This window comes from Bifidobacterium apri, assembly GCF_009299485.1.
GTDB lineage: Bacteria > Actinomycetota > Actinomycetes > Actinomycetales > Bifidobacteriaceae > Bifidobacterium > Bifidobacterium apri.
Window position 1 is genome coordinate 244,036 of sequence record NZ_WBSO01000002.1, and the last position, 25,573, is coordinate 269,608.

General features: G+C 59.7%; 18 protein-coding genes and 1 riboswitch. Of the genes, 11 read left to right on the forward strand and 7 right to left on the reverse strand.

Going from position 1 to position 25,573, the window contains the following annotated elements; all coding sequences use genetic code 11:
- The first annotated feature begins 141 nt into the window (after positions 1-141).
- Positions 142-540 carry a VOC family protein gene (locus tag DSM100238_RS02365; RefSeq protein WP_152355127.1) on the forward strand — a complete coding sequence of 133 codons (399 nt, stop codon included), beginning with the start codon at positions 142-144 and terminating at the stop codon, positions 538-540.
- A 467-nt stretch (positions 541-1,007) separates the two neighbouring features.
- A complete protein-coding gene (locus DSM100238_RS02370; protein ID WP_152355128.1) occupies positions 1,008-1,544 on the forward strand; it encodes an NAD(P)H-dependent oxidoreductase in 537 nt (178 codons plus the stop codon).
- A 258-nt stretch (positions 1,545-1,802) separates the two neighbouring features.
- Here DSM100238_RS02370 and DSM100238_RS02375 read toward each other — a convergent pair whose 3' ends face one another.
- Both DSM100238_RS02375 and DSM100238_RS02380 read right to left on the reverse strand, forming a co-directional pair.
- Positions 1,803-3,029: an aminotransferase class I/II-fold pyridoxal phosphate-dependent enzyme gene (locus tag DSM100238_RS02375; protein ID WP_152355129.1), complete on the reverse strand. Its 1,227-nt coding sequence runs from the start codon at positions 3,027-3,029 to the stop codon at positions 1,803-1,805.
- Between the two features lie 49 nt (positions 3,030-3,078).
- Positions 3,079-3,555: a very short patch repair endonuclease gene (locus DSM100238_RS02380; protein WP_240812307.1), complete on the reverse strand. Its 477-nt coding sequence runs from the start codon at positions 3,553-3,555 to the stop codon at positions 3,079-3,081.
- Between the two features lie 419 nt (positions 3,556-3,974).
- On the opposite strand from DSM100238_RS02380, the gene DSM100238_RS02385 reads away from it, so the two are divergent.
- The 5 genes from DSM100238_RS02385 (at position 3,975) to DSM100238_RS02405 (ending at position 10,331) form a co-directional block, all read left to right on the forward strand.
- Complete coding sequence (locus DSM100238_RS02385; protein WP_152355131.1) at positions 3,975-4,865, forward strand: NUDIX hydrolase; 891 nt, start codon at positions 3,975-3,977, stop codon at positions 4,863-4,865.
- A 103-nt stretch (positions 4,866-4,968) separates the two neighbouring features.
- Positions 4,969-6,228, forward strand: a complete 1,260-nt coding sequence (nadA, locus tag DSM100238_RS02390) for a quinolinate synthase NadA (protein WP_152355132.1) — start codon at positions 4,969-4,971, stop codon at positions 6,226-6,228.
- A 148-nt stretch (positions 6,229-6,376) separates the two neighbouring features.
- Entirely contained in the window at positions 6,377-8,203 is a 1,827-nt protein-coding gene (gene nadB, locus DSM100238_RS02395) for an L-aspartate oxidase (RefSeq protein WP_152355133.1), read from the forward strand.
- Between the two features lie 59 nt (positions 8,204-8,262).
- On the forward strand, positions 8,263-9,117 hold the full coding sequence (gene nadC, locus DSM100238_RS02400) for a carboxylating nicotinate-nucleotide diphosphorylase (protein WP_152355134.1): 855 nt from the start codon (positions 8,263-8,265) through the stop codon (positions 9,115-9,117).
- The gene (locus DSM100238_RS02405) at positions 9,114-10,331 is read left to right on the forward strand and encodes a cysteine desulfurase family protein (RefSeq protein ID WP_152355135.1); all 1,218 of its coding nucleotides are present in this window, start codon (positions 9,114-9,116) and stop codon (positions 10,329-10,331) included. The genes nadC and DSM100238_RS02405 overlap by 4 nt, the downstream gene beginning before the upstream one ends.
- A 94-nt stretch (positions 10,332-10,425) precedes the next feature.
- On the opposite strand, the gene DSM100238_RS02410 is transcribed toward DSM100238_RS02405, so the two are convergent.
- Both DSM100238_RS02410 and DSM100238_RS02415 read right to left on the reverse strand, forming a co-directional pair.
- Entirely contained in the window at positions 10,426-11,913 is a 1,488-nt protein-coding gene (locus DSM100238_RS02410; protein ID WP_240812297.1) for a replication-associated recombination protein A, read from the reverse strand.
- A gap of 402 nt (positions 11,914-12,315) precedes the next feature.
- The gene (locus DSM100238_RS02415) at positions 12,316-13,833 is read right to left on the reverse strand and encodes a pyridoxal phosphate-dependent aminotransferase (protein WP_240812298.1); all 1,518 of its coding nucleotides are present in this window, start codon (positions 13,831-13,833) and stop codon (positions 12,316-12,318) included.
- Between the two features lie 1,165 nt (positions 13,834-14,998).
- Between DSM100238_RS02415 and DSM100238_RS02420 the strand changes: the two genes are divergently transcribed.
- From DSM100238_RS02420 to DSM100238_RS02430, 3 genes are all read left to right on the forward strand, one after another.
- Entirely contained in the window at positions 14,999-16,096 is a 1,098-nt protein-coding gene (locus tag DSM100238_RS02420; RefSeq protein WP_152355197.1) for a Gfo/Idh/MocA family protein, read from the forward strand.
- A gap of 113 nt (positions 16,097-16,209) precedes the next feature.
- Complete coding sequence (locus DSM100238_RS02425) at positions 16,210-16,704, forward strand: (deoxy)nucleoside triphosphate pyrophosphohydrolase (protein WP_152355136.1); 495 nt, start codon at positions 16,210-16,212, stop codon at positions 16,702-16,704.
- Positions 16,701-19,955, forward strand: coding sequence for a DEAD/DEAH box helicase (locus DSM100238_RS02430; protein WP_240812299.1), 3,255 nt, complete (start codon positions 16,701-16,703; stop codon positions 19,953-19,955). The genes DSM100238_RS02425 and DSM100238_RS02430 overlap by 4 nt, the downstream gene beginning before the upstream one ends.
- Before the next feature lie 352 nt (positions 19,956-20,307).
- On the opposite strand, the gene DSM100238_RS02435 is transcribed toward DSM100238_RS02430, so the two are convergent.
- Positions 20,308-21,129, reverse strand: coding sequence for a TenA family protein (locus tag DSM100238_RS02435; RefSeq protein ID WP_152355137.1), 822 nt, complete (start codon positions 21,127-21,129; stop codon positions 20,308-20,310).
- Positions 21,123-21,231, reverse strand: a riboswitch (TPP riboswitch). (Overlaps the previous gene by 7 nt.)
- An 83-nt stretch (positions 21,232-21,314) precedes the next feature.
- Positions 21,315-22,640, reverse strand: a complete 1,326-nt coding sequence (locus DSM100238_RS02440; RefSeq protein WP_240812300.1) for an ATP-binding protein — start codon at positions 22,638-22,640, stop codon at positions 21,315-21,317.
- Between the two features lie 351 nt (positions 22,641-22,991).
- Here DSM100238_RS02440 and DSM100238_RS02445 point away from each other — a divergent pair, with 351 nt between their 5' ends.
- Positions 22,992-23,570 carry a pyridoxamine 5'-phosphate oxidase family protein gene (locus DSM100238_RS02445; RefSeq protein ID WP_152355199.1) on the forward strand — a complete coding sequence of 193 codons (579 nt, stop codon included), beginning with the start codon at positions 22,992-22,994 and terminating at the stop codon, positions 23,568-23,570.
- A 268-nt stretch (positions 23,571-23,838) separates the two neighbouring features.
- Here the strand turns inward: DSM100238_RS02445 and DSM100238_RS02450 are convergent, their stop codons facing one another.
- Positions 23,839-25,269 carry an ATP-binding protein gene (locus DSM100238_RS02450; RefSeq protein WP_152355139.1) on the reverse strand — a complete coding sequence of 477 codons (1,431 nt, stop codon included), beginning with the start codon at positions 25,267-25,269 and terminating at the stop codon, positions 23,839-23,841.
- Positions 25,270-25,573: the final 304 nt, after the last annotated feature.

Below are 25,573 nucleotides of genomic sequence, written 5' to 3' on the forward strand. Positions count from 1 at the left end.
TTGCGCGGATTTTCCAAGGTTTCCATCGCCTTCTGCCGCACGCACGTCCGACGACGCTCGCATCCGTCTCCATCGCACGCACAGGCGGACGGCCCTTCTGACGCGATCCTGGCCCCAGCCAATCCGCCTATAGTGGGAATCATGATTGACCATATGACGCTGCATGTCAACAATGCCAGCCGTTCCATCGAGTTTTACACGAAAGCGCTCGCGCCTTTGGGATATATTCCCAAAGCCCACCACGAGCCGACCATCGGCTTCGGGGTCGACGACGGCACTGCGCACAGCGATTTCTACATCTCCCCTGCGCAGCCCGGCACGACCCCCGCACCTACGCATATCGCGTTCCGGGCAGACAGCGAGCAGACCGTCAAAGCGTTCTATGATGCGGCGCTCGCCGCCGGGGGAAGAGACAACGGCGCTCCCGGACCTCGCGCGTACCACCCGGGGTATTATGCGGCGTTCGTTCTTGACCCGGACGGCAACAATATCGAAGCGGTGGTCGACTGGTCTCATACGCTTGCGGCCGAGCAGGCGTAACGGGCCGTCCACCGGGTTGCGCCAGCCGATGATGCGAGGATTGGCTCACAAACCGGGCACCGGAGCGGCTGCCGCGGCCCATCTGCCACCAGGAACATACCGTTGTGTGAGGATTCACTCACAAACCGGCGTCCGAGAGAGCGCAATCAGCCGGTTCGCCCGCCCACCACACGCACTGTGTGAGGATTCACTCACACAACTGTGTGTCGGCGATGCGCCAGATCGCCGCCGAGCACTGTGGCACACCGTCCGAACGGCATATTCGACACGATGTGGCGTCACCGCAGAGTCCGAGGCATCATCGGAGCATCGTCGAGGTGTCGCCAAACCATAATCGGCGTGCCGACGACTTGGCAGAGTGCGGCGTAAGATACGCAACTACACGACCGGCTCGCGGCCATATGCGCATCGGCGCTGACCCACGCCACGCAGCCGGCACAATCGTCCCATGTGGTAAGGAAGTTGGTATGAAAACCGCGATATTGGTATTCCACCCGAATCTTGAAACATCGCACATCAACAAGGAACTCGTGCAGGCCGTACTCAACGATCCCGCGCACGATGTGACGGTCCGCGACGAATACGCCGAATACGCCGACGGGCGCATCGACATCGCCGCCGAGCAGCGTCTCATCGAGGAAAGCGACAGAATCGTTCTGCAATTCCCGTTCTACTGGTACAGCTCCCCTTCACTGCTCAAGCTGTGGGAGGACAAAGTGCTCGAATACGGCTGGGCGTATGGTTCGAACGGGCATGCGTTCGAAGGCAAGGAAATCATGCTCGCTGTCTCCGCCGGTAGCGGCGAAGCGGATTACCAGCATGACGGATCGCACCATGCGACCATGGACGAACTGCTCAAACCGTTCGAAACGATGGCCGATTACGTGGGGGCACGCTATTTGTCGCCGTTCGTAGTGTATGGTGCCGGAGCAGGTATCGACGACGATACGCTTGCCGCCACCGCGCGACGCTACGCGCAAGTCATCAACGAACCCGCCAAGTAAGTTGCGCCGACGTCGGCGTCGGCGCATCGACGAACGGCCGACGGGCGCCCCAGACGGGCCCCATTCAACAGTCGTGTCCTCGCCATGCCCTTGGCGGCGAGGACACACGGGGATATGACGGGGAGCGGATACCCGTTCGTCGCAGACCTGCACATCGACCGTGAATCGGCGACGCCTCAGCAAGCTCCGCAAGTCAGCCAGTCAGCCGGTCAGTGAATCAGCGTGCTTTCCGGCGCTAGCAGCGGACACCCCGTCTCATCATAACGTGTTGAGGAACCGGCCGACGCGCGCAATCCCCTCGACAATCGCCTCTCGAGAGGCCGCATACGACAACCGCACGTGGGTGTGCGCCGTCGCCGGGCCAAAATCAGCGCCCGGCGTCAAAGCGACATGCGCCTCACGCAACGCGCGCTCGCAGAACGTCCATGCGTCAAGTCCCGTGGACGACACGTTGAAATACGCGTAGAACGCGCCGTTCGGTTCGACTTCGACCGGCAAACCGATGCCGGCGAGCCCATCAAGCGCCAAGCCGCGACGCACCAGCAGCTCCTGCCGACGGCGTTCGCACTCATCAAGCGTCTGCGGTGTGAAACAGGCAAGAGCGGCGTGCTGGGTCGGGGTGTGCGCACACAGGAAGTAATTCGTGGCGAGATTGTCTGCCTCGTGCAATATCGCCTCGGGAAGCACCGCCCACCCCAGACGCCAGCCGGTCATCCCCCAGTATTTCGAGAAACTACTGACCACGATGGCATCCGGGTCCGCAGACAGGACGCTGCGCACATCGCTGCCATCGGGTTCCGCATCCGCCAGATCAAGGTAGGTTTCATCCACAATCCGCCAAGCATGCCGCTTGCGGGCGGTATCACATACCCCTGTGAGCGCGTCGAAGGCGATGCTTGTGCCGGCGGGGTTCGACGGCGAGGTGACCATGACCGCACGGGTGCGCGGGGTCCAATACGCATCGAGCAGGCCGGCGTTGAGATGGAAACGTGTGGCGGCGCTGGTCGGCACGTCGATGATGTTGCCGCCGAATGTGCGTACCAGTTCCCGATTGCATGGGTACGACGGGTCGGCGCATATCACGTCATCGCCGTCGTTGACGGTCAAAGCCAACGCAAGCAGGAGGGCGGCGGAACCGCCTTCGGTGATGACCACACGTGTGGGATCAAGCCGGACGTGGTGGCGTTGCTCATAGAATCGTGCGATCGCCTCGCGCAGTTCGGGGATACCGAGCGCCGCAGTATACGGCAGCGGGCGGCCGTCGCACTGTTCGCGCATGGCATCGCGAACCGCTTGCGGAGCACCGAAATCCGGCTCTCCGAGGCTGAGTTTGACGACATCGATACCTTGGGCGATCATCCGGTCGGCTTCCTCGCCGATGGCCATTGCCCTGAAAGGATTGGATTCCAAGGCGCGCTTGGACAATGCCGGCAGCGTGTGTGCCGGCTGAGCCCCGACGGCTTGCTGTGCTGAGTTTTCCTGCATGGTTCGGTTCTATCGGCGCAATGCGACAAATCGGGGCGCGCCACGGCGCTTATCGGGGTTGCATCGTGTCGTCCGGTTCCGCCGTGGGCTGGTTGTTGCGTGACTTGGCAGGAATCGTATCGTCGATGACACCGGGCTCTGTACCAGGCATTGCTGTGATCTGGTCGTACAGTTTGGCCAGCCGCGCTTCGCGTACCGGTTTCGCCAGTTCGCATTCCCACACCACAATCACGTGCCAGCCGGCGGCGACCAGTTGGGCGTGCTGCCGTTCGTCGCGTTCAGTGTTGCGTAAGAGTTTCGCCGACCAGAATTCGACGTTGGATTTGGGGCGTGAAAAGGCGCTGCAATTGCTGTGGGCATGCCAGAAGCAGCCGTTGATGAACACGATGGTATGCCATTTGGGCAGGACCACATCGGGGTGGCCGGGATAGCGCTTGTCGTTTTTGCGAAAGCGCAATCCGCGGGCAAACAGGTAGCTGCGCACGAGCACTTCGATGGTGGTGTCCTTGCCGCGAATATGCGACATCGTATAGCTTCTGGTACCTCGTTCGTAACGTTCTTGGCGCGATCGGCCGTGGGACGCGGTATGCCGTCGGCTTGTGCGGCGATCGGGGTTGCGCGTGCCGTGTGCCACGGATGCCGCGCGCGTCTGCCGCCCGTCGGTCTGCTGATTGCGATCGGCTGTGTCTGCTGCTGCTTGCATGTCCTTGCCGCCTGTCTGGATATATGTCTCGCGTGGTATCGCCCATTATGCCCTGGGCCATGTTCGATCAGTCTGATTCGCTGCCGCACCCGACTTATGGTCATTATGACTTATTGTCATATCGCGTCATACAGAACGGCGGCACCATGCAAACGCCACACCCCCTTATAGTCATGTTGACCATAAGTCGTATGGTGATGGCAACCAACGAAACCGGCAACCAACCAGGGAAAGGAGCAGCGATGCACATGTCAGCGAACGTCAGCGAGCGCGCCAAAGAACCGCCGAATATCGGCGTATCCGTCGTCATTCTCGCGCTCGGCCCCTCCGATTTGGACGGCCGCACAAACGACCCTTCGACAACCGGCACCGCATCCGCCGTCACCGATTCCCTCTATGCCGCCAGCACCACCGAAACCGGCAATGGCGTTGGCCGCACCACAAGCCGGACTCACAACGGCGATACCGTTCCGACGCTCCGCATCCCGCTGGTACGCCGGGTCCGACAGCCTTTCCTCGGCGATTGGGCGCTGCCCGGCGGCGACCTGCAAAGCGGTCGATCACTTGAATTCGCCGCGGAAAAAGCGTTGCGCTCCACCACCAGCCTGCACCCGCAATACCTCGAGCAGCTGTATACCTTCGGCGACCCGAGCCGCTCACACGGCGGCCTGCCGATGGTTTCCATCGTCTACTGGGCATTGATCGGCGAAACCGAGGCGAAGGATTTCCGCGAAGCCCAAAACGTGCGATGGTTCCCTGTAAATCAGCTGCCGCCGCTGGCATTCGACCACAAGGACATCATCGAATACGCACTCACCCGTGTGCGCAACAAAATCGAATACTCGGATATCGCAACCCGTCTGGTCGGCAGCGAATTCACGCTCAGCCAACTGCGCAACGTGTATGAAGCCATTTACGGCCGCAAACTCGACGCACCGAATTTCCGCCGACGGATGCTGTCGACCGGCATGGTCGAGCCGACCGGCGAAAAACTCGCCCGCGGCGCGCACCGTCCGGCCAGCCTGTACCGGTATGTCGCGCACACGGGAACCGGCAAATCCGGGAGTCCCGGCAAGCCCGGCACCATCGTCATTGCCGGCACCACACCCCAAAGCGCGGCAAGCGGCCAGTGACACCACCGGCAGCGCAGGCAATCCCACGCCAATCCCAATCAACCCGTTTCGTCGCGAGCGGTACAGAGAACAATCCGCCCACGACACCATCGAAAGGAACACCATGACATCCGTAGACGCGATTATCGAACGGCTCGGCGCAACCCGCACATGCGACGCCGGCCTGACCAAAGACCCGTGGGCATTTGACACCACCAAACCCTCGTACGGACCGGGCGCCAGCGCGCTGGATCTGATCCCCCGCAACGCCCCGCGCCAGCAGCCACTCGGCAAAGAGTACACCGAGGCGAGCGATGAGGAGCTTCAAGAGCGCATCATCGACGCGAAACACAAGCTCGGCAGCAAACTGCTGATTCTCGGCCACTTCTACCAGCGCGACGAGATCATCGTCCACGCCGATTACGTGGGCGATTCGTTCCAGCTGTCCAAAAACGCGGCGACTCGTCCGGAAGCCGACAACATCGTCTTCTGCGGCGTGCACTTCATGGCAGAAACCGCGGACATCCTCTCGACCCCACGCCAGAACGTGATCCTGCCGAATATGTCCGCAGGATGCTCGATGGCCGACATGGCCAACATCGACCAGGTGACCGACTGCTGGGAACAGTTGACCGACATCTGCGGCAGCACGCCGGATGCCGACGGCAAACAGCAGATCATCCCGGTCACGTACATGAACTCCTCGGCGGCGCTCAAGGCCTTCTGCGGCCGCAACGGCGGCATCGTGTGCACGAGTTCCAACGCGCGCGCAGTGCTTGAATGGGCGTTCGAACGCGGCAAACGCGTGCTGTTCTTCCCCGACCAGCACTTGGGCCGCAACACCGCACTCACCATGGGCATGAGCCTTGACCAGATGCCGCTGTGGGATCCGTACAAGGCGAACGGCGGAGCCACGCCTGAGCAGTACGCGAACGCGAAAATGATCCTGTGGAAGGGCTTCTGCTCCGTGCACCAGCGCTTCACCGTCGAACAGATCGAACGCGCCCGCAAAGCGTATCCAGGTGTCAAAGTCATTGTTCACCCGGAGTGCTCGATGGATGTGGTCAACGCTGCTGACGGCACCGGTTCAACCGCCTATATCGTCAAGGAAATCGAGAATGCGCCCGCCGGCAGCGCCATCGCCGTGGGCACCGAAATCAACCTCGTCAACCGGCTCGCCGCCCAGCACCCCGACAAAACCGTATTCTGCCTGGACCCGGTCGTCTGCCCGTGCTCCACGATGTACCGCATCCACCCTGCATACCTCGCGTGGGCGTTGGAGAACCTGGTGGATGGCAAGGTCGTCAACAAAATCGTCGTGGATCCGCAGACCGCGAGCGAAGCGAAAATCGCGCTCGACCGCATGCTGCGCGTCCACCCGTGACGCACGGCACCGCACGCTCCGACCGTTTTTCACAGTTCAAGCCATCCGGTAGGGCCCGCGGTATGGCCACACCCGCCATGCCACCCGCCCTACGGGTTTGGCAACGCCATGCCTGAAACGACACGGATTACAGGAATCGTAGGCAAAGATGACCTCAACCACCCAATATCACACCGACACACCGCGAAACCGTCAGGATTCCAGCGCACCCGGCAATCCGACCATCGCCGTCATCGGCGCAGGCATCGCCGGGCTGAGCGCCGCGCTCGCTGTCGCGAACGGCGACCCGGATGCCGGGCTGCCCGGCCAAGACGTGGTGCTCATCACGAAAACCGATCTGGTCGAATCGAACACATACCACGCGCAAGGCGGCATCGCAGCAGCGATCTTCCCCGACGACGACCCGAAACTGCACACCCAGGACACCCTCGCCGCCGGCGCAGGACTGTGCGAGCCGAAAGCCGTGGATATCCTCACCCGAGAAGGCGCCGAACAGGTGCAACGGCTTATTGATGCCGGAGTGCGATTCGACAAGCACAAGGACGGTACGCTGCTGCGCGGATTGGAAGCCGCGCACAGCCGTAGCCGCGTCGTACATGCGGGCGGGGACGCTACCGGCAAAATCGTGGAGCTTGATGTCAGCGCAATCGCACGCAACACACCGAACATTCACATCATCGAACATGCTTTTGTCGTGGATTTGCTGACCGAGCCGATCGCTGCAACCGCCGAAGCGCAGACCGCTGGCGTCACCCGCAAGATTCGCGGCGTCCGTCTGCTTGACACCACCACCGGCGAACAACGCACGCTGCCCGCCGACCGGGTGATTCTCGCAACCGGCGGGGCAGGACGCCTCTACCCGTACACCACAAACCCGCAAGTCGCCACCGGTGACGGATTGGCCGCAGCCTGGCGGGCCGGCGCCCAAGTCGCCGACCTCGAGTTCTACCAGTTCCATCCCACCGCACTCGGCGTGGGCGAGCATTTCCTGATTTCCGAAGCGGTACGCGGCGAGGGGGCGATCCTGCTCAATGAACGCGGCGAACGTTATATGACTGCAATCGACCCGCGTGCCGAACTTGCGCCGCGCGATGTGGTCGCACGCGAGAACTTCCGCCAGATGATGGCCCAGGACGGGCGTCCGGTGCTGTTGGACGCCACGGCGATCGGACGGAAGATGGGCTTGGATCAGGCCGGGCTCGCGGAATTCCTCAAGCACCGCTTCCCCACCATCGATGCCTATACCCGTTCCATGGGCTTTGATTGGAGCCGCGAACCCATTCCCGTCACCCCGGCAGCCCACTACTGGATGGGCGGCATCCGCACTGACCTGTGGGCGCGCACCAGTATCCGCGGATTGTACGCGGCAGGCGAATGCGCCAGAACAGGCGTGCAAGGCGCGAACCGTCTGGCTTCAAACTCGCTGCTCGAAGGATTGGCTTACGGTCGCCGTGCAGCTCTTGCCGCATTGCGAGACAACGACGACACCGTCTGGCATCCTCAACCGCTGCTGGGCAGCGCGGCGAACGCACAAACCCGCGACATCACCGAACCGCAACCGCTGACGATGCCGAACGTCGATACACGAACCGGTACCGGCATCACACCGGCCGATTTGCGTGCGACGATCGAACAGACCATGTGGCGCAGTGTCGGCGTGCTGCGCAATGCCGAAGGTCTGCGCACAGCCCAGACCCGCCTTACCGAACTCGTCGAGCAAGCACAGACACAGGCGCAAGCCGCTCTGACCAGAACCGCCACGGCAGGGACTCCGGCAGCCAACACCGATGCAACCGCATCCGACGACCTGTCGGACGTGGTGACCGAACTGGAAAACCACAATCTCGCCACCATCGGACTGGTCGCCGCCACCGCCGCCTTGGAACGCACCGAATCGCGCGGCGCTCACGCCCGCACCGATTTCCCGGACACCGACAGCGTCCAAGCCTGCTCGCGGCCGTTCATCCGCGGCTGATACGACCGGCGCCCACCCACGAGAACAGTTGCACACGTGTGCAAGAATGGAGAACCGCAATGCTCACCCGTCTGGTTATTGAAGACGCGATCCGTCGCGCGCTGATGGAAGACGCGCCGACCGGGGACATCACCGCCGCAACGACGATTCCCGCCGACGAAACGGCGACCGCCGTGCTGCGTGCCCGCGAAAACGGGGTATTCAGCGGCGCAGACGTGTTCACCGCCGCCTTCCATGAAGTCGATCCCAGCATCCAAGTCACCATGCATATCAAGGATGGCAATCGCTTCACCGCAGGCGATACACTCGCCACCATTCACGGCAACGCCCGCGGCATGCTGACCGCTGAACGTGTCGCCCTGAACTTCACCCAGCGCATGAGCGGTATCGCAACCATGACCCGCGCTTTCGTCGACGCGGTGAATGCGGCGCCCGACTCGCACGCCCATATCGCGGACACGCGCAAAACCGTGCCCGGGCTCAGACCCTTCGACAAGTATGCGGTCGTGTGCGGGGGCGGACGCAACCACCGGTATGGGCTGTCCGACGCGGTGATGATCAAAGACAATCATATTGCCGCCATGCAAGCCGCAGGACTTGATCTTGCCTCCGGAATCAAACACGTGCGCGACCAGGTCGGCCACACCACGCATATCGAAGTGGAAGTCGACCGGCTTGAACAGATTCCGGCGGCGCTCGAAGGCGGGGCGGACACCATCATGTTGGACAACTTCTCGCTTGAAGACACGCGCACCGGCGTCGCCATGATCGCAGGTCGGGCCATCGTGGAGGCTTCCGGCACCATGACCTTGGAACGTGTCCCGGACGTCGCTTCGACCGGCGTGGATGTGATTTCGGTCGGCGCGCTCACCCATTCCGTGCGTGCCATCGACCTTGGATTGGACTGGGCATGAGCGAGCCGGACGACGAGTTGTATCTGGACGCCGCCGCATCCGACGCGGTGCCCAGCAGCGTGATTGAAGCGATGATCCCGTTCCTGACCGAAGGATACGGTAATCCGTCAAGCGTTCATGCGAGCGGCAAAACAGCCGCCCGCGCCCTTGATGCCGCACGTGCATCGTTCGCCGCTGATTTGGGCGCGCACGCGGGCGACGTGATTTTCACCTCGGGCGGCACCGAGGCGGATAACCTTGCCGTCAAAGGCATAGCGCTCGCTCAGATCAGGCGGGAACGGACTGCAAGAACCTCATCAATGCCGTCATCCGTGCCCTTGCCCGCGCACTACCCCGCCCATCGGATTCTCATCTCAGCGGTGGAGCATCCTGCCATCGCGCAGTCGGCACAATGGTTGCATGATTTTTTTGACTTCGACGTGGTCAGCATTCCGGTTGACGCGCAAGCCCATATCGATCTTGATACGCTCGCGCGAGAGGCGGCCCGCGGGGCGACCTTGGCATGCATCATGATGGCGAATAACGAGGTGGGCACCATTGAACCGGTCAGCAGGGCGGTGCGCATCTGCCATGCCGCCGGCGTGCCGGTCCATGTGGATGCCGTGCAGGCAGCCGGCACGATTCCCGTGGATTTCCGGGCACTTGACGCCGATACGCTGGCTGTCTCCGGCCATAAATTCGGCGCACCGAAAGGCTTGGGCGCCTTGCTGGCTCGCAGCCGTGTAGCCATCGAACCGATGCTCAGCGGCGGCGGGCAGGAACACGGTTTGCGCTCCGGAACGCAGAATGTCGCCGGGGCGGTCGCGCTCGCGGTGGCACTGCATCAGGCGTGCACGGGCATGGCAGAGCGCAACAGGAGCCTCGTCTCGTCGCGTGACGCACTGATCAGCGCCGTATGCAATGCGGTGCCGGGCACGAACCTTACCGGCGATCCGGTCAACCGCCTGCCTGGTCATGCCTCGTTCACGTTCCCGAATGTCAACGGCGAGGCGCTGCTTGTTGATCTTGATGCGCGCGGCATTGAAGTGTCTTCAGGCTCGGCATGCGCGATCGGGCGGCATGAAGCCCCCGGCACGCTGCTGGCTATGGGCATGAGCGAGACGGAAGCGAAATCGGCATTGCGTTTTTCGTTCCGCGAGCCGCTGCACAACGCGGATATCCAACGTATCGCGCAGGCATTACGGGCATCCATGACCGCCCTGCATGCGATGTAAACACGCGTGTGGGCTGTGTGTGATGGTGGGCTGCTGATCCGCGGCTGGCTCCCTCACCACCCGCGGATCAGCCAATCACGACTGCAGCGGCTAATCAGTTAATCGCATCCGCCTCCGCGGTGCCGGTCTCCCCTTCGTCGGCGGGGCCGCTCGCATTGCGCATCGCAGCACGATACTGCTCGAGCCAAGGGCCGATCTTCGCTTCCACACCCGAATTCCTCGGCTTATAGTATTCGGCGTCCTCAATGCCCATCGGCAGATACTGCTGGGCCACGAATCCGCCATGTTCCAACGGATTGATATAACCCATACCATTGCCGGCGGCACGATGATCCGCATCCGTGGGGTTGCGCAAGTGCAACGGCACGATGCCGAGTTTGCCGTCCTGAATATCTTTGCGGGCAGCATTCGCCGCATTCAAAATGGCGTCGGACTTCGGCGAGACGGCGATTTGAATAATCGCTTCCATCAGCGGCACGCGGGCGTCCGGCATGCCGACCAGTTCGACCGCTTGGGCGGCAGCCACGGCGGTCTGCAGTACCTGCGGCTGGGCGAGCCCAACGTCTTGGGCCGCGGAAACCACGACACGACGGGCGATGAACATCGGGTCCTCGCCTGCATCGAGCATGCGTGTCGCCCAATACACAGCGGCGTCCGGATTCGAGCCGCGCATGGATTTGACGAGCGCACTGGCCATATCGTAATGGTCGTCGACACTGTAGGAAGGGATGTTGTCGATAACGCTGCGCACATCATCAGACGTGACGACCGCGATCTCCCCCGGCGCCACCTGACTTGCAGCGCGGGAAGCCGCCGCCTCAAGCGTGGTGAGCGCATGACGCGCGTCACCGCCGCTGCTGAGCACAATCAGCTTGCGCGCCTCCGGATCCAGCGTGACCGAACCGGCAAGACCGTCCGGCGAAGCGACCGCCCTGTCCACGATTTGATTGAGGCCGTCGACACTGAGCTGATGCAGATGAACGATAATGCATCGGCTGAGCAATGCCGGGGCAAGCGTGCTGGACGGCGCTTCCGTGGTTGCGGCGACGAAGGTGACCAGCCGCTTTTCCACCGCAGGCAGCAGAATATCCTGCTCTTCACGCGAATACCGGTGAATCTCGTCGATGAACAGTACGGTCTCTTCGCCGCGGCGCTTGAGACGCTCGGCGGCGGACAGTGAATTGCGCAACTCTTCGACACGCGCATTGACGGCGGACAATTCAATGAACCGCTTGTGCGATTCCTCTGCGATCAGATGCGCGATCGTGGTCTTTCCTGTTCCCGGAGGGCCATACAGCAAGGCGGCGCCAGGCACGACTACAGATTGCATGGTTGTCGGGGAAGCCATCAGACGCAAAGGGGCTCCAGGGGCGAGCACCTGATCTTGACCGATGACATCGTCAAGATGTTTGGGACGCATACGATCCGCCAACGGGCGCAACATCACATTGTCACTTGCGGGTGTGCCAGGTACGGCGGCTGTCACGCGACCTGCGGTCGGCATGCCGGGAATCGGCGCGTTCATACCGGTGGTGTCCATGCCAGCAGCATTCATACCTGAGAATTGCAATCCAAGATCCACAGTCTCTCCATAATCATTCGCGCATGTGCTCGCGCTCGAGGGCTCTCTCATCCCTCGCTCATATCCGCGAGCCGAAAGTCATTGTAACGGTAACGCGCGAAAAAGGAGGGGGTGTTTCATCGCCGAGGAAAAACATATAGGACATCGCCTGCAACACTGCGGAACAATCACGGCGCTCTCCAGCGCGCACGCGGTCATACTGCCGTACCGTCTACGGCTGCCGCCGAGTGTCAGCAGCTGGTCACGCCCATCGGCCGTCCATCCCGGTATCGCGCCGATGCCCCATGGCATCCTGACCGCGGCATGGATGCGACCGATGAGCTATGTCATAACGACGACACGGAATCGTCAGCCTTGACCGGATGTGTCAAACGCCACCGACCCGCACGAACCGTCACCGTGTCACCACGCGTCACCACGCGCGTCCCGGATGCGATGCGCCGCCTGAGCCAGCGTCTCCTCAGGCATGAGCAAGCTGAACCGCACGTACCCGGCGCCGGTCGGGCCAAAATCCGAGCCAGGGATAACCGCCACGCCCGCCTTGTCGATCAACCACCGGGCGAATGCCTGATCATCGCCATTGGGGACGGGCATCCACGCAAACAGGCCGCCGTGCGAATCGGTCAGGTGCAGCCCCGCTTCGGCGAGCCCGTCACGCAACGCGAGATACCGGCGATGGTAGCGATTGGCGAGCGCACGGACCGTCGACTGATCGCTATTCAAACCTGCCGCACCGGCATCCTGCACAATCGAAGACACCAACAGGCTGGTTTGCGCGTGCACGGATTTCACTGCCGTCATGAGTTGCGCGTTGCCCGCCACGAATCCGCCGCGCCAGCCGGCGATCATGTACATTTTCGACAGCGAGCACAATTCCAGCGACACGTCAAGCGCACCGGGCGTGCTCAGCAAACTGATCGGCGGCTGGGCATCGTAGCCGATACCGGCGTAGGCGAAATCGTTGACGATCACCACGTGATGTTCTTTGCCGATGCGCACCGCCGTCTCGAACAGTCCCGGGGTCGCCACGGCTCCGGTCGGATTGTTCGGATAGTTAAGAATCAGCAGTTTCGCTTGATCCCAGATTTCCTGTGGAACGGCGTCGAGATCCGGCAGAAAGCCGCGCTCGGGGCTTGTCGCAATCGTGTAGATCCGACCTTGTACGACTGCCGTCGAGCCTTCGTACTGCGGGTAGTACGGGCCGACGAGCACCACCAGATCGCCCGCGTTAACCAAGGTCTGGATGACGACGCTGATGCCCACGGATGCGCCCGCAGTGGCCAGCAGTTGGGTTGCCGGGTCGAGGATCACGCCGAATTCACGCCGGTACCAACCCGCTGCCGCCTTGAGAAACGCCGGTTTTCCGCTGAACGCCGGGTATTTGAAGTCTGCTGGGTCTTGGGCTGCTTCAGCGAGCGCGTCGATCATGAACTGTGGGGGTTTTCCATCGGGATTGCCCTGACTCAAGTCGATGATGTCATGGCCTGCCGCCCGATAATCGGCTACCCGCGCGTTGGCTGCGGCGAACGGATTCGCGGGAATGCCGCGTACTCGATCGGCGATATTCGCTGTGATGTCTTGCGCCGTTGCGGTTGTCGCGGGTGCGAGTGCGGTTGGGATGGTCGTGGCGTGCGCGGCGGACGCGGGCACAGTCACGGCAGGCACAGTGGATGCGGGTGCGGCGAACGCAGGCACGGTTGTGGCAGGAGTGGATGCAGCAGGCACGGTTGCGACCGGAGCGGCGGACGCGGACACGGGTGCGGCGGATGCATCGGATGCGGGCATGACGGGCACAGTCGCTGCGGGGTCGGCTACGGTAGCTGTTGCGGTTGCGGCATCTATTGCAAGTGCGATGTTTGCCGGAGTCGACGTGGTTGTCTGAGCGGACGCGGTCGTCTTTGCCGCTGTTGCTTGTGTCATCGCTTTCATTCCTCTCACGCTGCTGTCGCCGAGAATACCCGGTTCGCCCGGTTTGCCAGGTTTGCCGCCCTGTGATGTACGGTATGCAATCACGATCGCCTGCGGCGGGACTCCCATCACGGGCAAGCCGGATTGTGTGCCCTATGGTATGCAACCATGATTGCGTCGCGGAAACGCCTTGCACGCTATCGCCGTTATCTATGCCTCACTATCAGACACCGCGCTCGAGCAGCAGGCACGGACGGTGGAACCAGCGCCTGACTGCCCGATGCAGCTCGCGCCAACACCGGCAACCCCGTCGTAGTGTGAGCCAACCCTCACACAACCGGGCACAGACAACCCGAACCACCACACCTACACCCAATCCAACCCCCAGATTGTGAGTCAATCCTCACACAACCCAACCTAACCCGACCGCCACCGACACAACACCCACTACTCAACCACCCGCTTTGTGAGCCAACCCTCACACAACCATCATCAGACAAGCCCAAACAGCGGAATCCAGCACACCCCACCACCCACATTGTGAGCCAATCCTCACACAACCAGACACAGACCAACCAAAGTCATCAACACCCACCGCTCAACCACCCACTATGTGAGCCAACCCTCACACAACCAGCATCAGACAAGCCCAAACGACGAAATCCAGCACACCCAACCACCCACATTGTGAGCCAATCCTCACACAACCAGCATCCAAACCACCAAACCAGCCAATCCCAACCACCCAACCACCCACTTTGTGAGTCAATCCTCACACAATGTGACCGCTGCCGGCACGTTGCACTCCATCATGATGGGCCGACTGGGCTGACTGCTGCCGGGAACACCGCACTCTGTATGCCACCTCATACGCAACCCGCCGAATCCCCACTCCCAACCCCCAACCACAACCAGAAACGACACACCACGCATCCCCAGACACACGCAACCCATCACAATCCACCCGCTCCACCCCAATACAACCCGCAAACAGCCAGCTACGCATGCCACCACATACACAACCCACCAAACCCCAATTCCCCGTCCCCGAGCATTCGCAGCAGCCACGCCGTCCCATCGCGCATTCAGGTGTGGCTCGTAATGTTGATGGAACAACCAGACCATCGGAACCATAGGAGCATTGATGACAGACAGCACCACAGCCATCACATCAGGGATGCCATCAACGGCAACGATGCCGTACACAGCGCTCGAGCATCCGGTCAACGTGGCGATTCTCGGCGCAGGGAGAATCGCGCAGAAAATGGCGACCACGCTCAATCTCATGGCACAGGATCCGACATACCGCGCGTATGCCAGGCCTTACGCCATTGCGTCACGCGACAAGACACGCGCAGAGGAATTCGCCGAACAGTACGGCATCCCGGTGGCATACGGGTCATACGCGCAGATGCTGGACGACCCGCACGTCGATCTCGTGTATATCGCGACCCCGCATTCGCTGCACGCCGAGCAAGCGATCGCATGTATGGAAGCCGGCAAGCATGTGCTGGTGGAGAAGGCGTTCACGGTGAATGCCGAGCAGGCTCGACGCGTGATTGACGCGTCCCGACGAACCGGAACACTGTGCGCTGAAGCGATTTGGACACGCTACATGCCGTCACGCGCGTTGATCCGTGGGCTTGTCGAAGACGGCACAATCGGCGATGTGTGTGCGATCAGTGCGAACCTGAGCTATCCGACCACGCACAAGCAGCGGATTGTCGACCCGAAGCTCGCGGGCGGCGCGTTGCTTGATGTCGGCGTATACCCGCTGAATTTCATTGATATGGCTATCGGCCCGGCCGATACGGGTACCGACGGCGACACCACTGCCACAGCCGGGAACGATGCCGCGCATGGTCGGCGAATCGCCCGGCTGGAAACCGCAATGACCCCATACACCACGGGTGTGGACGCGCAAAGTACGACAACCTTGTTCTATGATGACGGCGTGATGGCTGTGAGCACCTGCTCGCTGCTCGCCGTGTCCGACCGCGATGGGGCGATTTGGGGCACTGACGGTTATCTCATGTGCCGCAACGTGAACAATGTCGAGCGCATTGACGTGTACGGCAAGGATCATGCGCTGATTCGCAGCATCCCTGTGCCCAAGCAACTGACCGGCTACGAGTATGAGGTCGCCGCTTGCGCCAGCGCCATCGCCTCCGGATCGATCGAATGCCCGGACATGCCGCACGCCGACACCCTGAGGATGATGCGGCTGCTCGACCAGATCCGCGAACGCTGGGGACTGCGGTATCCGTGTGAGTGAAGTGGGGTGGCTGCGATGACTGCCGCCGACATGCGTGGGGACACGCGCACCGCTTGATCGCTAACCGTTGTATCCTGGGCCCTGACTGTGATCATTATGGGAGGGAGCGCAGCGTGCACACCAGCGAACCTACAACGCGGCAGGCACCCCAGCCAACACCGCAGGAACTTCAGCAACGGCTGATCCGGGTCGTTGGCGCAGCTATCATGCGCAACGACACCGTACTGTGTGCGCAACGTGGCAGCGGCAAATCGCTGGCCGGGTACTGGGAATTCCCCGGAGGCAAAATCGAAGCGCATGAAACCCCACAGCAGGCACTCCACCGCGAAATCGAAGAAGAACTGCAATGCGAGATCATAGTCGGCAGTGAACTGTGCACCACGCGATACCCGTATGATTTCGGCACTGTCGAGCTGACGACATTCCTGTGTCACCTCGTGGGAGGCGAGCCACATCTGACTGAGCATCAGGAAGTCCGCTGGCTTTCTCCCAATCATCTGCACGAGCTTGACTGGGCGCCTGCCGACAGGGAAGCCGTCAAATTGTTGGAGGGCATGCCGTCTACCGTCTGTGTAGTCTCCGATTTCTCGGAGGCCATGCAATCATGACTACCACGCCAATGCCGAATATGTCCGGCAGTCTCTCCACTGAGCCCACAGATTCCAGCATTATCGCCGATATCACACAAGGGCTTATCGCCGGATCGCTGCGTTCAGGATTCATCACCGCAGACACCCGCGCAGACGAACGATATGTTCCCCAGCTGATCGCCAACCAAGGCGGCAGAACCATGGAGGATGCGCTGATCCACGAGCTGGACAACAGCAACGGCTTCTCCATGTCCGTTGCTTTCGTCACACAATCGGTGATCCAGACGCTCAAACAGCATTTTCTGAATTTTCACGATCACAATCATGACCACGCCGGCAGCATCATCACCTCGACCTACAACTATTTCAATTCGCCGCAAGCATTCCGCGAGCTTAACGAACTCCAGCAAACAGCAGGCATCGACGTACGCGTTTGGGAACGTCCCGATACTGGCGGGCGCCCCAACCCCGATCCGTCTCGTAACAATTACCACCCCAAAGGCTATGTGTTCCGCCATACCGTGAACGGCCAAGACGCGTACACCGTGTATATCGGCAGCTCGAACCTGACCGAGAATGCCTTAAGAAACAACCGCGAGTGGAATCTTCGTGTCCCTTCCTTACAGGATGGCCGGTTCGCGCAAGAGCTCAGCCAGGAAATCGAACTGCAGCGAGAACAATCCGTGCCGCTTGACGACGCGTGGATCGAAGCGTACGAGAAGGAATTCGAGCACAACGCCCCGCCGCTTGCGCCCTCACGCAGATTGCCAGGGCAGGATTCAACAGGCAAGTCGGTCGAACCGAACGCGATGCAATGCGAAGCGCTGGCCAGTCTCCGCCATCTGCGAGCGCAGGGCGAAACCCGCGCGATTGTGATTTCCGCGACCGGTACCGGTAAGACCTACTTGTCAGCGTTTGACGTGAAACAATGTCATCCCAAGCGGATGCTGTACCTGGTGCACCGTCAGGAAATCCTCACCAAAGCGATGGAATCATACCAGCGCGTGCTGGGTTGTCCGGATGATGAACTCGGTCTGTATACCGGCACCGACAAAGCCGGCGCTGATCGAAAGTACGTGTTCTCCACCGTGCAGACCATGGCCCAACAGTCTGTGCTTGAAACCTTCCCGACGGATGCATTCGACTATATCCTCATCGATGAGGCGCATCATGCCGCCGCCGAAACGTACAAGCGCATCATCGACCATTTCACACCGAAATTCCTGCTCGGCATGACAGCAACCCCGGAACGCAACGACAGCGGGAACATCTTCGACCTGTTCGGCAACAACATCGCCTATGAAATCCGCCTCCAGCAGGCACTTGCAGAGGATATGCTCTGCCCATTCCACTACTACGGCGTCAGCGAGTTCATCACCGAGACTGCGCAAGGACTGCCCGACACCGGTGTGAGTATGGAACACACGAACGACAAGGATCGAGCGGCACTACGCAAGTGGGTCAACGAATTGACCGCCGATAACCGAGTCAACTACGTCATCGACAAGCTACGTATTTACGGGCAGGCAGGCGAACCGGTCAAAGGGATCGTATTCTGCAGCCGGGTCGAGGAAACCGAGATCCTCGCGGAGAAATTCACCCACATCATCAACGAACAGGCGGAACGCCCATACCGGACCGCATGTCTGACAGGAGCCAGCAAGCCGAAAGAGCGCGAACAGGTGGAACAAGCGTTGCAAGACGGCGAACTTGATTACATTTTCACCGTTGATCTGTTCAATGAAGGCATCGATATTCCTGCTACCAACCAGATCGTGATGCTACGGCAAACACAATCCAGCATCATATTCACTCAGCAGCTCGGCCGAGGCCTACGCAAATATCCGGGAAAATCATCAGTCGTCGTTGTGGATTTCATCGGCAATTACGCCAACAACTATCTCATCCCGATCGCCTTATACGGCAATAGCGGCGACCGCGACCGCGTACGCAAGAACCTAGGCAACCAAGCACCAGGCTTATGCTCGATCAGTTTTGACCCTATCGCCCGAAAGCGCGTGCTTGACGCGATCGATCATGCAGACCTGTCCGACATGAGAAAACTCAGCGAACAATACCGGGAACTGCGCCGCGAACTCAACCGGATCCCAATGCTCATGGACATCACGGCACGCGACACATCACTCGTGTACACCATGGCCAACAAATCGAAGAACTATCTGGCTTTCGTCCGTTCACGCGAACGCAGTCTCAACACCAAGAACGATGATCCAGATACACGATTCCGGCTCGAAGTAACAACCTCAATCGAAGATGGGATGCTGACCATGTTGACCGATACGCAGCTACGCGGCTTGCGGCCACACGAGCTGGTGGCGTTGGCAGCGCTCGCCGGAATCGAGATGCCGTACGCCGTACGGGATATGGTTGGCGACCATGCCGACATACTCCTGCAGGCCGGTAGCGTGGATGCCTTGGATGTCCCAACTTTGCAGCATTTGGTCACCAGTCTGTTCCCTGATTGCAACGGCGATATCACGCAATGCGAATCTGCGTTGCGGGTACTCGACTATTCGTATTTCACCAGCGCGAACCGGGAACGTTTCGGCGGCGTGCCGATGATTGAACTATCCGGGGATGGTGAGGCACGTTTGTCGTCCCAGCTTCGGGCCTCCTTGCAAGAAAACGCGACATTCCGCCGGTTCTTTGCGGACACCGTGCAGGCAGGACTGGCACAATGTGTCGGACGGTATGATGAGACCCGCGCCACCGCAAGCAAACAGGGCATGCCGCTGTCCGCTGTGCTCGATCACGGGTTCATCGTCGACGAAAAGTATTCACTGTTCGACGTGATGCGAATGTGCGGCTGGGCAGACGAGCAAATACCGCAGAACGTGGGCGGTTACCGTTATGACGAGCCCACCGGTACCATGCCGATCTTCATCAAGTACGAATCCAGCCAATATCAGGATCGGTTCGTCGATGATCAGAACATCGAGTGGTTCAGCAAGAACAATCGTTCACTGGAATCACCGGAATTCAAATGGATGCGCACAACCGACGGCAAACCATGGCAGGAGTCGCACTTCGTGCCGGTGTTCATCCGCAGGAAGGTCGAAACCAAGGAAACGACGTACTACTATGTCGGTCGTGCGGCGGCGATCGAGGATTCGCACGAGGAAACCAATCGTGGCGTAGACAAAAACGGCAAAGAGATTCAGCAGCGCGTGGTTGTTTCCAATCTGCGACTGACCCATCCGGTCCCGCCGGATCTGCTGCGGCATCTCACCGACGAGCAAGTTGAGTAACGGCGATGTCTCGGGTTTGAAGCCAAGCTCGAGTTGAAGCTCGTACCCGTATCCGGGTTATCTGTAGTACATGCCAGAAGTCATCTCACTTACGCGGGTTCATCGTTATCTGATATCAGAGTTGGAACTGTTGGAATTCCACAGTCCATACTTACGATTCAGGCAACGATGAACCCTCATAATGAAGATATGTCCCGGCAGGTACTACAGATAGCCGAGATGCACGTTTGCGATACCTCAAATACACAAGATACCGGCCTTGGAACAGCGTTGTCGGATGGTACGCCCAGTTGTCCGCTATCTCGTAAGTCCCGAAACACTCAACATGCGTCTCCGCACGGCAAGCGAAACGTCACTCACCCACCCCATACGCATACGAATCCTCGAAGAACGCGCGCTCAAGCCGTGCGACTTCGGGGAATACGTCGGCTTCCGGGCCGTCGGGGCTCGCGTACTGGTTGACAAGCGCTATAAGATTGCCTACCCAGCGGCGGAACAATTCACCCTCATGTAGCTCCACCCAACCGCGATGCGCCGGCACCTGCTGAACGACACCCGCATCCACCGTGCGCTTGGCCCACGCCAAGTACAGCCATTCCATCGCGCACATCAGGCACAGCAGCTGGGCGAAACTGCCGGTCGCGGCAATCCGGTCGAGATACGCGCAATACTCGCGGTTTGCCGGGCTCTGCGGCACACTCGCCTGCCGCTGCTCATCAACCCCATATTCCTCGAGGAACCGCAGAAAATACGGTTTCTCCTGGTCGGCAAAGAACTCCGCCTGCCGGTTGAGCATGTCACGAATCTCCTGCGTCGGTGCCTGCGCGGTCAACCGTTCCAGCGTCGGCTGTGTGAAGAACGTGAAATCCTGAATCAGATAGCTGATGAGCACACTGTCCGGCAACGTGTCATCCAACAGTTCGTTGACAAACCGCGAATTAATCGCCGCCCGCCAATCCTCGGCCGCCGACATGTAGAACACGTCAGCCACACTGCCGGGCGTCGCACCGAGAAACGCGTAATCACCGCTCGTACTCGCCGGTGCGAGCGGGACATGCTTTGCCGCGGATCCAGACGTTTCACCAGATGCATCGGATGCACCGGTTTGGGCGACGTGTGATGCGATTGCCGCTTCAGAACCATGATTCGAATGAGCAGACGATGATGCCGTCATGGCTGTTCCTTTCCTTCGCCGGTATTGCCCGGACAGGTTCACAGGGTCTGCGCCTTGCGCACTCTCAGCCACGGCCCCGCCGCAGCTCCCCTAGGTTGCCCAGCCACCCTACCTCAGGCACCGGGACATCCGTGCGAAGCAGTCCTCACCGCCGTCGCACACAGCATCATCGCGCGTATAGCGCATCACCTTCCGGATGGCAACGAGTTGAGCCAATCCAGCGCATTCACTATCTCAATCCCGTCAACCGTTTCCAGCCCCATATGATTCAAGGTAATCACCATCCGCCGCGCAGACACGTCCCGCACGGCACGCAGAGGTTCAAGCTCCCGTTTCCGCGTCGAAGCATCAAGTATGCTGGCCGTCACCTGAATCATGATCGGACGCGCCCCAAGCACACCGTATCCGGAACCAGAGCGCGAATCAGCCTGCGCCGACGACAACCCGTCACCTGCCACATCAGATTCCCCTGACACATCATCACGCCATGCGACAAAGTCGATTTCCAATCGGTCGGTCCGTCCGACACGCACATGATACCCGGCAGCGAGCAGCTCATTGCACACCACGTTCTCAAGCACAAAGCCAAAATCGTATGGCTTGCCCCCGAGCAGCACACCACCGATACCCGTATCAGACGGGTAGCATTTCGACAAGCCTTGCAAAATCCTTCCCCCATGCGCGTCAACACGAGGAATCCTGTTCAACAGATAAGCTTCCTCCATTCCCTTGATATACCGTTCAATGGTGACCGCCGTCGTTTTCCTGTGCGCCGAGGCAAGACGCTTCTCAATCTTCGCAATCGACACCGGCGACCCAGCGGTGTCGAAAACATACCGTGCCACATCATCAAACACCGCGGAATTGCGGATTTCCATATGAGACGCCACATCGCGCACGACAACCGTGTTGTAGATACCGGCAAGCACCGTGCGGGCCAGCGCGGGATTATCACCTTGGTCAACCACCGGCGGCAACGCGCCGAATCTGCAGAATCGTTCAAAGCTGGCGTCAGAAGATTCAAGTTCCGCATATTCGAGGAATTCACGGTACGACAGGGGGAATACCCTAATCTCCATGAATCTGCCTGACAATAACGTCGACAGTTCGCTGGACAGCATATGCGCATTTGACCCCGTGATGACAAGATCGATGTCCAAATCGACCCTCATGGCGTTCACCGCTTTTTGCCATTGCCCAATCAGCTGCACCTCATCAAGAAATACATAGCAGTGCCCTTTACCGCGGACAGCACGCTCAACCTCGTGATACAACTGGCGGAAATCGTAGTCGACAAATTCGAATGATTCAAGATTCAAGAATACGATGCGGTCTGCAGGAACACCCTGGGCGAGCAAATCGTCGCGACCGAGCGCCATAAGCGATGACTTGCCGCTGCGGCGCATGCCCGTCACGACTTTGATCAAACCGTTGTCACGCGCCTCGGCCAGCATCCGCTGGTATCTCGGACGAGGCTTCAATGACGATTGGGACATCAACGATTTCACCATCCTTTCAGGCCACGACAGAGACGCTTGATACCGTCCATTGGCAGAGCTTTGGCAGTGGACACATCCGCGACTGCAACTTTCTATAGTATACTATAGAAAGTCGTAAAAATCCGCAACTTTCTATAGTATGATATAGAAAGTTGTTTCTCCGACGTGCCATCACGCCACATTACCCGCCACACCACCGAGGACACCATGACCGATACCGCTTCCGAACTTCCGCAGCACACACCAGTCTCGCTGCCGACACCCGCAACGGCCGTAGTCGCAAAGGTTTCGCTACCGCCATCCGGCTCACTGCGCCGCGCGCCACATGTGCACGCCTCAACGACCCCCGGAGTGCATCGTCCGATGCGCCGAGCCGATCGCGAAGTACGCTCCCCGCAGCAAATCAAGGATATTCTCGACGCGTGCGAGGTCGTGCGTATCGCCTATCAGGATACCGAAGGCTTGACCATCGTGCCGATGAATTTTGGCTATGATTTCAGCCTCGCGCGGTTTGCACACCCCGAAGACGATCTTCCGGTCAACATGTCGGCGGACGGCACGCCATTGCCGCCGGATTTCGGCGAGCTGCGCATCTTCCTGCATTCAGCGCACGAGGGACGCAAAATCGACGCCATCAACGCCGCCGGCAACGAACTCCCGGTCGCTTTTGAACTTGACTGCGACCATCAGGTGCACGAAGGCCGCACACCATGCAACTGGTCAGCGTCCTTCCGCTCGATTGTCGGTACGGGTACAGCATCGGTGATAACGAATCTGGATGAGAAAATCACAGCCATGCAAGCCCTGATGAGCAAGCAAGCCGGCATGGATCACGTGCCGTTCACCGCCCAGCAGATGGCAAGCGTCACAGTCTGGCAGGTTGTATCCACCAACTTCACCGGAAAAATCCACACCGTTCCGCGACCGCACGGCGGCAATTAATCACCCTTACGACGTTTCCCGTTATCGCGTCTCCAACCAACAAATTGGTATATCGCAAACTAGTATATCGTAAGCTAGTATATCGTGTGCTACTAATTTGATCCGTTGGGGCGCAAGGCAGCGTTGCCACGCTGCAAGATGCGTCACCCAGGAACCGGCAGACACCCGCGCATCTCCCAGAAGCCAGCAGCCGGAATCCGGACCACACCCGAATCCACAGATACACACGCACTCAGAGCAGTCCCGCCACACACGGGCACCCGCTCATTCACCTGCACATCTGCTGGAACGACACCAGCATGACATGCGGATCATCACCAGCAACTCGTTCGAGTTCTTCGGTGAATCCGCTCTTCGAAAACAGCGCATAATACTTGTCACTATGCCGCAACAGTTGCGAACGTTGCCGCAGCAATGTCAGCTCTGCAACACCGACCGGCTCATTGCGCCACTTGCATTCTGCATACAGCGCCTTGTCTTTCCCGTCGGAAGCGACAATGTCAATCTCCTCCTGACGTCTGGTCCTCGGGTCAGCGCCCCACCAATGTCCAATTTCAGACAAGATGAACGGCAATGACTCGCCGTTATGCTGCAACAGCCATTGTTTGCACATGGTTTCATACACCGGTCCCATGAACGTCGGCAACTGCTGCATAATCCGCCGCACGGCAATATCCTCACGGCCGGATTGAATCAACACCATACAAGGCGCGACCAAGCCATACCAGAAGCGGAAGAACGAATCTCCCACATGGTACAATGTCTTTCTCGCGGCCTTTTCTCCAAACGGACGTTCTTTGACGACTATCCCCAGCTCCATCAGATTGGTCAGATATCTCACCAGCATTCCGGACGGCATATGTGTGCCGGTCGCGATCTCGTTGAGCTTCGACGCACCGGAGGCAATCGCCTGGATGATGTTGTTGTATTCCGCAGGATTGCGCATCTCCTGCTTGAGGATATTCGTCGTCTCTTCGAACAGATAGCAGTCAGGATCGATGACGTTGTCTCGGATGTTATCCTCTACGTTCTTCTTCGGATCCCATTGACGGCAATACTGCGGGATGCCATTGGTGATGCCGTACACCACCGCGGCTTGTTCCTCCGGCATGCCCAGGAAATAATCAAGCACCTCACGGTAGGTGAACGGTTCGACCTTGATCTGCGCGGTACGCCTCCCATACAACGGGCTCTTATATCCCAACACTTGCTTTTCCATGAAGGACATGCTCGACCCGCAGAGCACGATATCCAGCTTCGAATCGTACTGATGCCGATCGATGGCATGCTGGAGCACCGATGACACCGAGGGGTCGGCGGCGGCAAGATACGGGTATTCGTCAATGACGAATACTATCCGCTTATCGCTTGCGAGTTGGAATATCCTCTCTATTGCCGATGCAAAATCACGATACACAGGGTATGTCGGTACCGCTGCCGTAGCACCCGCATCCGATGACAAACCCTGCATTCCAGACTGCAGCAGAGCAATACTTGCGCTGAGCACTTCGAGATTGCGCTGAGCACTTGATTCGATCGCCGAGAAAAACACACAGGGCTTACCCTGCACGAATCGCCGGATCAACGTCGTCTTTCCGACTCTGCGGCGGCCATATACGATAACGCATTCAAAGCGTCCAGAATCGTATCTGCGCTGAAGCATATCCAGCTCTCGGTGTCTGCCGATGAAGTCATCCATAAGCCACGTCCCTCCAATCTGACCATACGGAGAATCAACCATCGATGCGTGCGACCACGATGCGCACACGAAGGGTTATCCGCAAAGGATTGATTCGCCAATGTTGTATATCGCAAACTAGTATATCGTAAGCTAGTATATCGTGTGCTACTAATTTGATCCGTTGGGGCGCAAGGCGGAGTTGAGGGCAACTGCCGGCCAACCAGTCAAAACATCAGCCTGCCAGTGTCCGCCCAACCGGCGCCCGGCTGACCGGCGCCCGTTCAGACAGTCCCTTGGCAACGTCCCGCCCGGGAAACGCGCA

What these genes read in the sequence shown, in the direction of transcription:
- DSM100238_RS02415 (WP_240812298.1), bottom strand. Translation starts at nt 13,833, where the DNA reads ATGACACAAGCAACAGCGGCAAAGACGACCGCGTCCGCTCAGACAACC.
- DSM100238_RS02380 (WP_240812307.1), bottom strand. Translation starts at nt 3,555, where the DNA reads ATGTCGCATATTCGCGGCAAGGACACCACCATCGAAGTGCTCGTGCGC.
- DSM100238_RS02405 (WP_152355135.1), top strand. Translation starts at nt 9,114, where the DNA reads ATGAGCGAGCCGGACGACGAGTTGTATCTGGACGCCGCCGCATCCGAC.
- DSM100238_RS02420 (WP_152355197.1), top strand. Translation starts at nt 14,999, where the DNA reads ATGCCATCAACGGCAACGATGCCGTACACAGCGCTCGAGCATCCGGTC.
- nadC (WP_152355134.1), top strand. Translation starts at nt 8,263, where the DNA reads ATGCTCACCCGTCTGGTTATTGAAGACGCGATCCGTCGCGCGCTGATG.
- DSM100238_RS02435 (WP_152355137.1), bottom strand. Translation starts at nt 21,129, where the DNA reads ATGACGGCATCATCGTCTGCTCATTCGAATCATGGTTCTGAAGCGGCA.
- nadB (WP_152355133.1), top strand. Translation starts at nt 6,377, where the DNA reads ATGACCTCAACCACCCAATATCACACCGACACACCGCGAAACCGTCAG.
- DSM100238_RS02375 (WP_152355129.1), bottom strand. Translation starts at nt 3,029, where the DNA reads ATGCAGGAAAACTCAGCACAGCAAGCCGTCGGGGCTCAGCCGGCACAC.
- DSM100238_RS02430 (WP_240812299.1), top strand. Translation starts at nt 16,701, where the DNA reads ATGACTACCACGCCAATGCCGAATATGTCCGGCAGTCTCTCCACTGAG.
- nadA (WP_152355132.1), top strand. Translation starts at nt 4,969, where the DNA reads ATGACATCCGTAGACGCGATTATCGAACGGCTCGGCGCAACCCGCACA.
- DSM100238_RS02450 (WP_152355139.1), bottom strand. Translation starts at nt 25,269, where the DNA reads ATGGATGACTTCATCGGCAGACACCGAGAGCTGGATATGCTTCAGCGC.
- DSM100238_RS02370 (WP_152355128.1), top strand. Translation starts at nt 1,008, where the DNA reads ATGAAAACCGCGATATTGGTATTCCACCCGAATCTTGAAACATCGCAC.
- DSM100238_RS02440 (WP_240812300.1), bottom strand. Translation starts at nt 22,640, where the DNA reads ATGGTGAAATCGTTGATGTCCCAATCGTCATTGAAGCCTCGTCCGAGA.
- DSM100238_RS02385 (WP_152355131.1), top strand. Translation starts at nt 3,975, where the DNA reads ATGCACATGTCAGCGAACGTCAGCGAGCGCGCCAAAGAACCGCCGAAT.
- DSM100238_RS02445 (WP_152355199.1), top strand. Translation starts at nt 22,992, where the DNA reads ATGCGCCGAGCCGATCGCGAAGTACGCTCCCCGCAGCAAATCAAGGAT.
- DSM100238_RS02365 (WP_152355127.1), top strand. Translation starts at nt 142, where the DNA reads ATGATTGACCATATGACGCTGCATGTCAACAATGCCAGCCGTTCCATC.